Source organism: Rudaea sp. (assembly GCF_057139185.1).
The window spans coordinates 141,183-153,770 of record NZ_DBNHDN010000006.1 but is presented as its reverse complement, the minus strand read 5'-3'; the positions used below and the strand labels follow the sequence as shown (position 1 = coordinate 153,770).

Below are 12,588 nucleotides of genomic sequence, written 5' to 3'. Positions count from 1 at the left end.
AGGAACCTGCCAAATACGGCCAGCGACCGCTGACCGCTGAGTTCACTATAGGCGAACGCGCAAGATTCGCATGTGCCAAAAGTGCTTGCTTACCCCCAAGCGCAGATTTCGCGCAGCAGCGTGGTGGCATAGGCACCGGCCGGCAGCGAAAAAGCCAATTCCAGGTCGCGATCCGTGAGCCAGTTCACCGAAAGATCCATCGGTCGCAAGGCCAGCGCGCGGCGCTCCTGGTTGAGACCGTTCGCTTCGAGCCCGGCGGCCAGTTGCGCATGCCGGGCGACGACGCCGACTTCGATTTGCGCAACCTCCTCTGCACTGCGCAACTCGCCCTTGCCCCAGAGCGGGCCGGTCGGGCCGATATCGCCGTCGGCGAAGCGGCGAAGCAACGCCTCGCCGAGTGGCTCGGGGCCGAAAATGCTGTGCGTGCCCGTGAGCATCCACACCTCGCCCGCCAGCGGCGTGCGCCAGCTGCCGGCCTCGATGCGCGCGGCGAGCACCGCGTTGAACAGATGCGATCGTGCGGCGGACAGCAACAGGCTGCGCTCGTGGCGCTGCACCCTTCGGCCTTCGAACATCCGCAACGCACGCTCGACGTTGGCGCCGTCGTGGCCGAAGCGCTGTTCGCCGAAATAGTTCGGCACGCCCTCCTTGGCGATGGCGGCGATACGTGTTTCAGCGGCGCCACGATCGCCACTGACGGCGCGCAGCACGATGCGAAAACGGTTGCCCTTGAGAGCGCCGCGCTTGAGCTTGCGGCTGTGGCGCGCGGCTTCGAGCACGCGAAATTCCGCGTGCCGCAGCGCCTGCCAGTCCGGTTCGACGCGCTTGCCCGGAAGGTGCAGCGAGAACGTCTGTCGCGTGACCGCGTGCCTGTCTTTCAATCCGGCGTAGCTCACGGCATCGGGCGCGATGTCCGCATATTTCGCCAGCTCACGCGCGACGAAATCGGTATTCGCACCGCGCTTCTCCACGCGCAGGAAGACGTGTTCACCGGCACCGTCGGCGCCGAAGCCGAGGTTTTCGTCGACGCGGAAATCTTCCGGCGTCGCGCGTAGCGTGGCGGTAAGCGGCGGTCCGCCGTAGGCGTAGGGAAGTTCGCTCACGATTCGCCCTTCAGCGCGGCACGAGCAGGACGACCGCCAACGCGGCAATGCCCTCGCCGCGCCCGGTGAAGCCGAGCTTTTCGCTGGTCGTGGCCTTGATGCCGATCTGGCCCGCGCCGGCGCCGAGATCGGCCGCGAGGTGCTCGCGCATCGCCTGCGCATGCGGCGCCACCTTAGGCCGTTCGCAAACGATGATGATGTCGGCGTTGCCCAGCGCATGGCCATGTTCGCGCATCAGCTCGGCACAGCGGCGCAGGAACGCGCGGCTGTCGGCGCCGCGCCAGCGCTCCTCCGACGGCGGGAAATGCGTGCCGATGTCGCCGAGCGCGAGCGCACCGAGAATCGCATCGCACAGCGCGTGGATCACCACGTCGCCGTCCGAGTGCGCAACGACGCCTTGCGTGTGCGCGATGCGCACGCCGCCGAGGACGACATGATCGCCCGGACCGAATGCGTGGACGTCGAGGCCTTGACCGATGCGCATCAACCCTCCCTCCCGAGCAGGAATTCCGCCAGCATCATGTCTGCCGGCGTGGTCACCTTGATGTTGCTTTCCGCACCTTCGACGAGCAGCGGCTTGAATCCGGCGCACTCCATCGCCATCGCCTCGTCGGTGACGGCGACGCCGGCCGCGCGCGCCGACTCAAGTGCGGCGACGAGTTCGCCGCGACGGAACAGCTGCGGCGTCAGCGCACGCCAGCGCGCCTCGCGCGGCTCGGTCGCCAGGGAAAAACCGGCCGCATCCGCACGCTTGAGCGTATCGCGCAGCGGTGTGGCGAGCAAGGCGCCGCCCGCAGCGACGCCGAGATCGATCAGGCGCGCTATGTCGTCGCCGCGCACGCATGGACGCGCAGCATCGTGAACGAGTACAAAATTATCATTTTCCACTTTTCCATCCAGAGCATGCAGGCCGGCGAGCACGGAATCGGCACGCTCGCCGCCACCGGTGCAGGTGAGCACCGGTTTGCCGTGCAGCGAGGCAAGGCCGGGCCAGTGCGGATCGCCTGCCGTCAATGCAATCATCAACCCCGCGATGCGCGGATGCGCGGCAAGCCGTTCCAGCGTGCGCAGCAGCAACGGCCTACCCACGAGCGGCAGGTATTGTTTCGGCATTCCGCCGCCGAAGCGCGTGCCGCGGCCCGCCGCAGGCACCACGCACCAGAGCGCGGCGTCAGTGCTGGGCATCGTCCTTCTTGTCTTTCCCGGCCTTGGCTTCGCCGGGCGCGGGATCGACTACCTGATAGAAGATTTCGTCGGGCTTGATCAGGCCGAGTTCCGAACGCGCACGTTCTTCGACCGCATCCTTGCCGCGGCGCAGATCGTCGACATCGGCCTGCAACTGGTCGTTGCGCTGCTTGAGCTTCGCATTCTCGGTCTTCTGCTCGGCGATCTGCGCCTGCAGGCGGGCGATCTCGCGGAAACCCCATTCGCCGGCCCACAGCTTCACGCCGAGGGCCAGCAGCAATGCGAGCAGGATCAATGCAACCCAACGCAGCACGCGGTGCGTCCGTCAGACGAGGCCGGGCAGGTTCGGAAACGCCTGGCGCCCGGCGTATTTCGCCGTCGCGCCGAGCGCACCCTCGATGCGCAGCAACTGGTTGTACTTGGCGACGCGATCGGAGCGGCACAGCGAGCCGGTCTTGATCTGCGTCGCCGTGGTCGCCACCGCGATGTCGGCGATAGTGACGTCTTCCGTCTCGCCCGAGCGATGCGAAACGATCGAAGCGTAGTTCGCCTTGTGCGCCATCGCGATCGCCTCGAGCGTTTCGCTCAGCGTGCCGATCTGGTTGACCTTGATCAGGATCGCGTTGGCGATGCCCTTGTCGATGCCTTCGCGGAAGATCGCCGGATTGGTCACGAACAGGTCGTCGCCGACCAGCTGCACCTTCTTGCCGAGCCTGTCGGTCAGCGCCTTCCAACCGTCCCAGTCGCCTTCAGCCATGCCGTCCTCGATCGTGATGATCGGGTACTTCGCGCACCAGCCGGCGTAGAACTCGACCAGTTCGCCCGCGGTGAATTTCCTGCCCTCGCCTTCGAGGTGATAGGCACCGTCCTTGTAAAACTCCGAGCTGGCCACGTCGAGGCCGAGATAGACATCCTTGCCGGCCGCGTAGCCGGTCTTGCCGATGGCCTCGAGGATCGTCTCGATCGCCTGTTCGTTCGATTTCAGGTCCGGCGCGAAGCCGCCTTCGTCGCCGACCGCCGTATTGAGACCCTTGCCCTTGAGCACGCTTTTGAGCGCGTGGAAAATTTCCGTGCCCGCGCGCAGCGCCTCGGAGAAATTCGGCAGGCCGACCGGCAGCACCATGAATTCCTGCATGTCGACGTTGTTGTCCGCGTGCGCGCCGCCGTTGACGATGTTCATCATCGGCACCGGCAGATGCAGCGGCGCGCCGGCGGCGAGTGCGGTGTTGATGTACTGCCACAGCGGTTGCTTCTTCGACGCCGCGGCCGCATGCGCGTTGGCGAGCGACACGCCGAGCAGCGCATTCGCGCCAAGCTTGCCCTTGTTATTCGTGCCGTCGAGCGCGATCAGCTTCGCATCGAGGCCTTTCTGGTCGTTCGCATCGAAGCCCTTGAGCGCCGCGGCGATCGTCGTGTTGACGTTGGCGACGGCGTTCTTCACCCCCTTGCCGAGATAGCGCGCCTTGTCGCCGTCGCGCAGTTCGACCGCCTCGCGCGAACCGGTAGAAGCACCACTCGGGACTGCGGCACGGCCGAACGAGCCGTCGGCGAGCGTGACTTCCGCTTCGAGCGTGGGATTACCACGCGAGTCGAGGATTTCGCGGGCGAGGATTTTTGTGATGGCTGACATGGGAGCGGATGACCTCAGAGTATTGTTTGACTGTTATTTCGATGGGCGCCACGAAATGTTTTCAATCTCGGTACCCTTCAGTTTTCTTAGGAGTGCGCTTGTACGCTTCACATCGGAACCCGGTCCAACGATCTCCAGACAATAAACCGGGTGCTGCTTGTTTCGACGCATGATTTCTGCCGCGAACTCGTCGTCGGAGAAAGATGTGCTATCCAAGAAAATTTTTGCACCATCGCTCGTTGCTTTGACGGTTCCCTTTCGACACTGCTGCTTTGCGTACTGATCAGTAGCGCGTACGAATTGCTCGGGGGTGAACGTCGCCACTGGCGTCGCGTTTTTAATGTCTTCAGTCGTCAATTGCTGATCGGAGACGCTAGCCTGATCAGTTGCGTACACGACTGAACCGCTCATCAGCACGACAGTCGCAAAAATTCGAACGCCAAGACTTACTCCGTGGATTGGCATCAAGGCATTCATGTTATGCAGGACACCTTTTCGCAACGCGGTCCAGTTCCGTAAGTATTTCAAGTAACCCTTCCATCTTCCCCAACGGCCACGCATTCGGCCCATCGCTAAGCGCCTTGTCGGGATCGGGATGGGTTTCCATGAACACGCCGGCCACGCCCACCGCGACCGCCGCGCGCGCGAGCACCGGCACGAATTCGCGCTGGCCGCCGGATTTGCCGCCGAGGCCGCCGGGCAACTGCACCGAGTGGGTCGCATCGAACACCACCGGGCAGCCGGTGTCGCGCATCACGGCGAGGCTGCGCGGGTCGGAGACGAGGTTGTTGTAGCCGAAACTCACGCCGCGCTCGCAGACGAGGATATCTTCGTTGCCGACCGCCTTGGCCTTGTCGACGACGTTCTGCATGTCCCACGGTGCGAGGAACTGGCCTTTCTTGATATTGACCGGCCGGCCGGCACGCGCGACGTTCTGGATGAAGTCGGTCTGCCGGCACAGGAACGCCGGCGTCTGCAGCACGTCGACGACGGCGGCGACCTCGTGCATCGGCGTGTATTCGTGCACGTCGGTGAGCACGGGCACGCCCACTTGGCTCTTCACTTCGGCGAGGATGCGCAGGCCTTCTTCCATGCCGGGGCCACGGAAGCTCGTGCTCGAGGTGCGGTTGGCCTTGTCGAAGCTCGACTTGAAGATGAAGGGAATGCCGAGCCGGCCGGTGATTTCCTTGAGCGTGCCGGCCGTGTCGATCTGCAATTGCCGTGACTCGACCACGCAGGGACCAGCGATCAGGAACAGCGGCTTGTCGGCACCGACTTCGAATCCACACAATTTCATTGCTTGCCACTCTTGCTTGAACCCCTCTCCCGACGGGAGAGGGGTCGGGGCGAGGGTCCGCATGCGGATGACGGTTCGCCGGAACCCCGAACCCTGATCCGCCCTTCGGGCACCCTCTCCCGACGGGAGAGGGAAAATACAAAACCCGTCACGCCGCGGCTCCCGCCAACTTCGGCGCTTCGCGCACCGCCTTCTGCTCGCGCGCGGCACGGATGAAGCCGTAAAACAGCGGATGCCCGTCGCGCGGCGTCGAAGTGAATTCGGGATGCGCCTGACATGCGACGAACCAAGGATGCTGCTGCGGCGACAGTTCGATCATCTCGACCAGTTCCTCGTCCATCGACACGCCGGAAATCACCAGGCCGAGGTCGGCGAAATTCTGCCGGTAGTTGTTGTTGAATTCGTAGCGGTGGCGGTGACGCTCGCGGATCACGTCCTGGCCGTACATCTCGCGCGCGAGCGTACCGGGCTTGAGCCGCGATTCCTGTGCGCCGAGGCGCATCGTACCGCCGAGATCGGACTCCTCGCTGCGCTGCTCGACACCACCGCTCGCAGTGGTCCACTCGGTGATCAGCGCGATCACCGGGTCCGCCGCGAGGCGATCATTCTCGCTCGAATTCGCCGCGGGCAGATTCGCTATATGGCGTGCGAAATCGACCACCGCCGCGTGCATGCCGTAGCAGATGCCGAAGTACGGGATCTTGTTCTCGCGGGCAAACTGCGCCGCGGCGACCTTGCCCTCGAAACCACGCTTGCCGAAGCCGCCCGGCACGAGGATGCCGTCGACGTCGCGCAGCATCTCGGCGCCCCGTGCCTCGATCTCCTCGGACTCGACCCAGCGCAGGTTGACCTGCGTCGACTGCTTGAGGCCGCCGTGGCGCAGCGCCTCGCCGAGCGATTTGTACGCGTCCTTGTGTTCGACGTACTTGCCGATGATGGCGATGTCGACCTGATGCTTGGGATGCTTGACCTCCTCGACCACCTTGTCCCACTCGGCAAGGTTGGCCGGCTTCGCGTCGAGCTTCAGATGCGCGACGGCGAGATCGTCGAGACCCTGCTTGTGCAGCCAGGCGGGAATCGCGTAGATCGTGTCGAGGTCGATCGCGCTGATGACGGCTTTTTCCGGCACGTTGGTGAACAGCGCGATCTTGCGCCGCTCGCTGTCGGGCAGCGGTTCTTCGCAGCGGCACAGCAGCACGTCGGGCTGGATGCCGAGTGCGCGCAGTTCCTTGACCGAGTGCTGCGTCGGTTTGGTCTTGATCTCGCCGGCGGCCTTGATGTACGGCACCAGGGTCAGGTGCATGAACATGACCTTGTCGGCGCCGTGCTCGATGCGGATCTGGCGGATCGCCTCGAGGAACGGCTGCGACTCGATGTCGCCGACCGTGCCGCCGATCTCGACCAGGGCAACGTCGAAACCGCGCGTCGCCTCGAAGATCGAATGCTTGATCTCGTCGGTGATGTGCGGAATCACCTGCACGGTCGCACCAAGATAGTCGCCGCGGCGCTCCTTGCGGATCACGGCCTCGTAGATCTTGCCCGTGGTGATCGAATTCTTGCCGGTCAGGCGCGTGCGCACGAAGCGCTCGTAGTGGCCGAGGTCGAGGTCGGTCTCCGCGCCATCGTCGGTGACGTAGACCTCGCCGTGCTGGAACGGGCTCATCGTGCCCGGATCGACGTTGATGTACGGGTCGAGCTTCATCATCGTCACGCGCAGGCCGCGCGCTTCGAGGATGGCGGCGAGCGAAGCCGACGCAATGCCCTTGCCTAGCGAGGACACCACGCCGCCGGTTACGAAAATCAGGGGAGTCATGACGCAGCAGTTTCCGGTGCTGGTAAAGCGGTAGTTTACTCCGCTTCGCCGGGTCGGGCGAGGCTGTGCGCCGGCGCGGGAGTCGATCCGCGCGAAAACAAATCACCTAACCCGCGAGAACGGCTACGTTTTTCGTCGCATTTCGGTGTAATAATATGTAATCAATTTGTGCAGAATGCCTTCAGGGGGCCGAGTGGGCGTTTTCAAACAGATTCGCCAGCCGCGAATCGCGCTGGTCGCGGGCACGCGCCCGGAATGCCTGAAGCTGGCCAGCGTGGCCAAGGCGTTGCGCGCGCACGACGGCAGCGCATCCCTGCTGATCAACAGCGGCCAGCATCGCGCGATGGTCGAGCGCACGCTGGCCCAGCACGGCCTCGCCGCCGACGTCGCCGCAGCGCAGTGCGAAAGCGGATCGTTGTCGGCCACCTTGCAACGCCTGCGCACGACGATCCGCGGCTGCCTGCGCGAAACCGCGGCGACACTGGTCGTCGCCCAGGGTGATACCAGCACCGCCTACGCGACCGCGCTTGCTGCGCGCGATCTGGGCCTGCCGCTTGCCCACGTCGAAGCGGGCCTGCGCACCAGCCATCCGTTGCGCCCGTTTCCGGAGGAACATTTCCGCCGCCGCATCGCGCGCCTGGCCGACCTGCACTTCGCACCGACCGCAAGCGCCGAACGCAACCTGCGCGGTGAAGGCATCGCACCGGCACGCATCTTCCGCGTCGGCCAGACCTCGATCGACCTGTTGCGCGAAACCGTGCAGTGGCCTTGCGCGGAATCCGAACTGCCCAGCGCACCCGCGACGCCGCACCTGATCGTGCTGACCCTGCACCGGCGCGAGAACTACGGTCGCGGCCTCGACGTGGTCTGCGCGGCGGTCCTCGACCTGCTCGCCGCGCGACCCGATGTCGGCGTGCTTTGTCCCGTGCATCCGAATCCCGCCGTCGGCGCACGCATCCGCCAGCACCTGGCCGCGCATCCGCGCATCGTGCTGACCGAACCGCTCGACTTCCGCCCGTTCATCAGCCTGCTTGCGCGCGCCACGCTCGCGATCACCGACTCGGGCGGCATCCAGGAGGAGGCGCCCTATCTCGGCACGCCGATCCTGATCGCGCGCGAGAACACCGAGCGGCCGGAAAGCCTCGCGCTGGGCAACGCCAGCCTCGTCGCCGTCGATGCGGTCAGCATCGCCGCCGCCGCGCGGCATCTGCTCGACGCACCGCGGCCAACTGCCTTGGCATTCGACGCGTCGGCACCGTACGGCGATGGCCGTGCCGGCATGCGCATCGCCGAGCACCTCGTCGCCTGTCATCGAGGCGCCATCATGGACGAAGTTGCCGCCCCACTTTCGCTTTGCATCTGACGAATGAATCAGCAATCGACTTCCACCTCGCCCGCCGCGGGCGAGGTTGCGCTTCACGCCGAAGCCGCGAACGCCGCCGCCATGCGCCTGCGCGACTGGCTGCTGCGCGGCAGCGCGCAACTGCGCGAAGGCGACCAGGCCGGCGGCGTTGCCGGCACGATTGGCGCCGACGGCAAGCCACTCTACGTCTATGCCGAAATCACCGGCTATTACCTGAGCTGGCTCGCCGACATCAGCGGCGGTGAGGACGATGCGCAGGTGCGCGAGCGGGCACGACTCGCGCTGGGCTGGGCAGCACGCCATTTCTCGGCCGCCGGACAGATGCCGCAGACGCGCGTTCACCTCACCGCTGGCGAGCCCGACTGGCGCAACGATGCCGCGTTCTTCTTCGACCTCGCCATGCTGTTGCGCGGCGTCGACGCGATCGCCGAAGCCGGCATCGTCACGCACACCGACGCGGTGCGCGGCACGCTGCACGAACAACTGTCGCAGTTCGTGCGCGACGACACGTTGCTGCCCGCGATCCAGTTGCGCGGCACACAGCCGCTGCCGCCGCGCTGGTCGACGCGGGGCGGCCCGTTCCTGGTCAAGGCTTCCTCGCGCGTCGCCCTGAGCGGAAATCACGCCCAACTGCCGCAGGGGCTCGCTCTCGCCTGTGCACGCGAAAGCGGGCGCTGGGCGATGCAGGCTGCCGACATCGAGCTCGGCATGCTGCACCCGACCCTGTATTTCGCCGAGGGTCTGCTGCTCTCGCGCCCGGATCGCGCCGACGCCGTCGCGCAACTGCTGCACCGCTGCCTTGCCGCCGCTCGCGCCGACGGCGCACTGCCCGAAACGGCCGGCGAAACGGACGGCAAGGTTCGCAACGACATCCTCGCCCAGGCACTGCGCGTCGGCCTGCTGCTGCGCCAGCTCGGCGCGGCGCAGGCGCCCGGCGAGTCCGAACTCGACCGGCTCGCCGCAATCCTGCTGGCGCGCGTCGAGACGCGCGACTCGCTGCCGTTCAACGCCGACGCCGCGGCGCAGGCCAATGTCTGGGGCACGATGTTCGCCGAGCAGGCGCTGCGCTGGTACGCCAATCGCCCGGGCACGGCGCGACCCAGCGCCGCGGCGCTCGTTTGAGCGCGTCCATGAGTGATGCACCCCGCCGCATCTCGCCGCTGGCGCGCGTACTGTTCCTGCTGCGCTTCCTGCCGCTGTACGCTGCCATGGGCCTGGCCGACTGGCTCGCGCCGAAATTGCCGCGACGCTGGCCGCAGCCGCGCCGCGAGCGCGCCACCACGCCCGGCATCAGCGTGATCGTGCCCGAGCGCGGCACACCAAGCACGCTCGCGATCACGCTCGACGCACTCGCCGCGGCCTGTGCGAAACTCGACGAGCCCGTGCAGGTGATCATCGTCGTCAACGGCGCCAACCCGGCTGCGTACTCCGCGATCATCCGCGATCGCGAAGCTCACGAAGCGGCCGTCCCTGGCCGCATGTCTCGAATACACTGGGAATGGCAGTTCCACGAGCAGCCGCTGGGCTACGATGGCGCGATCGCCGCGGGTTTGGCCAAGGCGCGGCATCCCTGGACCTATCTGCTCAACAGCGACATGCGCCTCGGGCCACAGGCACTCGCCGAACTGCTGCCATATCGCCAGCGGCAGGTGTTCGCGATCACTTCGCAGATCTTCTTCGAGGACCCTGGTCGGCGGCGCGAGGAAACGGGCTGGTCGGACTTCCATGCACATCACGACAAACCGATCGTCTACGAGCGCACGCCGGAGCCGGGCACGCTCGCGCGCGGCAACCTCTATCCCGGCGGCGGCTCCTCGCTGTGCCGTACCGCGCAGTTGCGCCGCTACGTCGCCGACGCGCACGAATACCATCCGTTCTACTGGGAAGACGCCGATTTCGGTCTGCGTGCCTGGAACGAGGGCTGGGAAGTGCTGTTCTGCCCGACCTCGCAGGCCTGGCACGGACATCGCGGCACGGTGAACCGTTTTTACAAGCAAGAAGAAATCGAGCGCGTGATCGCGCGCAACGCGCAGTGGTTCGACATGCGCCACGCGTGGACACCGGTGACGCCGATCGAGCACATCCGCCGTATCGCCGCGCGCGCGCCCGAACACTGGCCCGAATTCGCCGGTTTGGCACGCGCATGGCGAACGTTCCGCGTGCGCCTGCGCGCGCGGCGCACGCGCGCGCTCGGCCTGCGCTACGACCGCATCACCCAGGACAGCTACCATGGTCCGCACCCGAGTTACGCAATGCGGCCACGCGTGTTGCTGGTGACGCCATTCGCGCTGTTCCCGCCCGCGCACGGCGGTGCGCGGCGCATCGCGGAACTCGTCACGCGGCTCGCCGATCGCGTCGATTTCTTTCTGCTCGGCGACGAGCGCTCGTTGTACTCGCTCGCTTCCGAACCCTGGCTCAGGCAGGTGCGCGCGACGCACCTGATCGAAGGCCGTGGCGACCGCCCGACCGATGCGCCGATGACGCTGGCCGAGCGCATGCAGCGTCACGCCTGGCCGGAACTGCGACAGAAGCTCGACCGCATGATCGCGTTGTACGATCCCGATGTCGTGCAGGTGGAATTCATGGAACTGGCCCTGGTTGCCGACCAGCGCCCCGCCCACCACGCCGGCCGCGCACGCTGGTTGCTCGCGCTGCACGACGTCTATCTGAACGGCGACGGCGGTGACAACGATGCCGCGCAGATCACGGCACTGCAACGATTCGACGCGGTCAGCGCCTGCTCGAACGAAGACATCGCCCTGCTACCAAACGCGCACGCACACCTGATCGGCAACGGCGCGATCGATCGTCGCGCCGGCGCCCTGCCATCGCCGCAAACGCCGCCGCGCCTGCTGTTCATGGGGCCATTCCGCTACACGCAGAACCGCGAGGGCATCCTCGCCTTCCTCGACCAGGCGTGGCCCGCGCTGAGATGCCAATTCCCCGACCTGCGCCTGAGCATCCTCGGCGGCGCCGAATCGAAGGCGGTTGCGGACACCGACGCACGCCTCACCCAGGACGGCGTCGATCTCGTCTCCACCTTCGTCGATCCAGCGTCCTACCTCGCCGAGTGCACGCTGAGCATCAACCCGCAGTACGACATCCGCGGCTCGTCGATCAAGCTGATCGAGTCGCTGCTCGCGCGCCGCGTCTGCGTGAGCACGGCGGCCGGCGCACGCGGCTTCGCGCGCGAGGGACTGCAGGGCCTCGTCACCGCCGCCGATGTCGCCGGCATGGCCGCACCGATCGCGGCGCTGCTCGCCGACGCCGAACATCGGCGCCGCATCGAGAAAGCCGACGACGCCAGGCTCGACACGCACACCTGGGACGCGGTCGCGGCCCGGCAGCTCGCGCTGTACCGCAGTCTGCAGAGCGAACCACGCGCGTGACCTGGTCCTACGACTTCATCGCCGATGTCTACGCGACCGACATGGGCCAGAGCATGCCGTTCGACGACATCGATTGGTATCGCGCGCTGTGCCTGCGCGAGGGCGGCCGCGCGCTGGAACTCGGCTGCGGCACCGGGCGCATCCTGATCGAACTGCTGCGCGCAGGCGTCGACGTGGTTGGCGCGGACCGCTCGCTGCCGATGCTTGCGCGCCTGCGCCGCGATGCGCAGGCGCGCGATTTGTCGCCGCGCGTCACCCAAATGGACATCACCGCTCCCGCGCTGCGTGATTCATTCCGCGTGATCCTGATGCCGTATTCGCTGATCACCTACCTCGTCGATCCCCAAGTCGCGCAGCGCTGCATCCATACCCTGGCCGCGCTGCTCGAACCCGGCGGCTGCCTCGTGCTCGACGCCTTCGTGCCGCAGCCGGTGACCAGCTTCGCCGAATTCCGCCGCGACTACCGGCGCGAACACGATGGCGGTTTCCTCGAACGCCACAAGCGCATCACGGCAAACGTCGACGGCAGCAACCGCATCGAGCGCCGCTACAGCGTGCTCGACGCGAACGATGCACTCGTTTCCCGGTTCGCAACCGATGAGACGATACGCCCATATCGTGCGACCGATCTCGCCGAATACGGCGTATCGGCAGATTTGATGGTCGAGTCGTTCCATTGGGACTACGGCTTGCGCAGACAAGCGCAAGGCGCACGTTTCGCAACCGTCGTGCTGCGCCACGTCTGAGACTTGATCGACAACGAAACAACCGCCACTATGCGCGCGGTTTGTCGTCACGGAAGTTTTGA

General features: G+C 66.1%; 12 protein-coding genes. 4 read left to right on the top strand and 8 right to left on the bottom strand.

Going from position 1 to position 12,588, the window contains the following annotated elements; translation table 11 throughout:
• Positions 1–89 precede the first annotated feature (89 nt).
• From truD to AC16HO_RS01975, 8 genes are all read right to left on the bottom strand, one after another.
• Positions 90–1,103: a tRNA pseudouridine(13) synthase TruD gene (gene truD / locus AC16HO_RS02010; RefSeq protein ID WP_395642559.1), complete on the bottom strand. Its 1,014-nt coding sequence runs from the start codon at positions 1,101–1,103 to the stop codon at positions 90–92.
• A 10-nt stretch (positions 1,104–1,113) separates the two neighbouring features.
• Entirely contained in the window at positions 1,114–1,587 is a 474-nt protein-coding gene (gene ispF / locus AC16HO_RS02005) for a 2-C-methyl-D-erythritol 2,4-cyclodiphosphate synthase (RefSeq protein WP_395642560.1), read from the bottom strand.
• The gene (ispD, locus tag AC16HO_RS02000) at positions 1,587–2,288 is read right to left on the bottom strand and encodes a 2-C-methyl-D-erythritol 4-phosphate cytidylyltransferase (RefSeq protein ID WP_395642561.1); all 702 of its coding nucleotides are present in this window, start codon (positions 2,286–2,288) and stop codon (positions 1,587–1,589) included. Before ispD ends, ispF begins: the two co-directional genes overlap by 1 nt.
• Entirely contained in the window at positions 2,275–2,601 is a 327-nt protein-coding gene (gene ftsB, locus AC16HO_RS01995; RefSeq protein WP_395642562.1) for a cell division protein FtsB, read from the bottom strand. Before ftsB ends, ispD begins: the two co-directional genes overlap by 14 nt.
• 12 nt (positions 2,602–2,613) lie before the next feature.
• A complete protein-coding gene (gene eno / locus AC16HO_RS01990; RefSeq protein WP_395642563.1) occupies positions 2,614–3,918 on the bottom strand; it encodes a phosphopyruvate hydratase in 1,305 nt (434 codons plus the stop codon).
• A 33-nt stretch (positions 3,919–3,951) separates the two neighbouring features.
• Entirely contained in the window at positions 3,952–4,395 is a 444-nt protein-coding gene (locus AC16HO_RS01985; RefSeq protein ID WP_395642564.1) for a hypothetical protein, read from the bottom strand.
• A 1-nt stretch (position 4,396) separates the two neighbouring features.
• Entirely contained in the window at positions 4,397–5,215 is an 819-nt protein-coding gene (gene kdsA / locus AC16HO_RS01980) for a 3-deoxy-8-phosphooctulonate synthase (protein ID WP_395642565.1), read from the bottom strand.
• A 148-nt stretch (positions 5,216–5,363) separates the two neighbouring features.
• Positions 5,364–7,028: a CTP synthase gene (locus AC16HO_RS01975; RefSeq protein WP_395642566.1), complete on the bottom strand. Its 1,665-nt coding sequence runs from the start codon at positions 7,026–7,028 to the stop codon at positions 5,364–5,366.
• A gap of 193 nt (positions 7,029–7,221) precedes the next feature.
• Between AC16HO_RS01975 and wecB the strand changes: the two genes are divergently transcribed.
• From wecB to AC16HO_RS01955, 4 genes are read left to right on the top strand one after another with little or no spacing between them, the layout of a single operon-like run.
• Positions 7,222–8,391, top strand: a complete 1,170-nt coding sequence (gene wecB, locus AC16HO_RS01970; protein WP_395642567.1) for a non-hydrolyzing UDP-N-acetylglucosamine 2-epimerase — start codon at positions 7,222–7,224, stop codon at positions 8,389–8,391.
• 3 nt (positions 8,392–8,394) lie between these two features.
• Positions 8,395–9,513, top strand: a complete 1,119-nt coding sequence (locus AC16HO_RS01965; protein WP_395642568.1) for a hypothetical protein — start codon at positions 8,395–8,397, stop codon at positions 9,511–9,513.
• 8 nt (positions 9,514–9,521) lie between these two features.
• A complete protein-coding gene (locus AC16HO_RS01960; RefSeq protein ID WP_395642569.1) occupies positions 9,522–11,780 on the top strand; it encodes a glycosyltransferase in 2,259 nt (752 codons plus the stop codon).
• A complete protein-coding gene (locus AC16HO_RS01955) occupies positions 11,777–12,526 on the top strand; it encodes a class I SAM-dependent methyltransferase (protein ID WP_395642570.1) in 750 nt (249 codons plus the stop codon). Before AC16HO_RS01960 ends, AC16HO_RS01955 begins: the two co-directional genes overlap by 4 nt.
• The last annotated feature ends 62 nt before the right edge of the window (positions 12,527–12,588 follow it).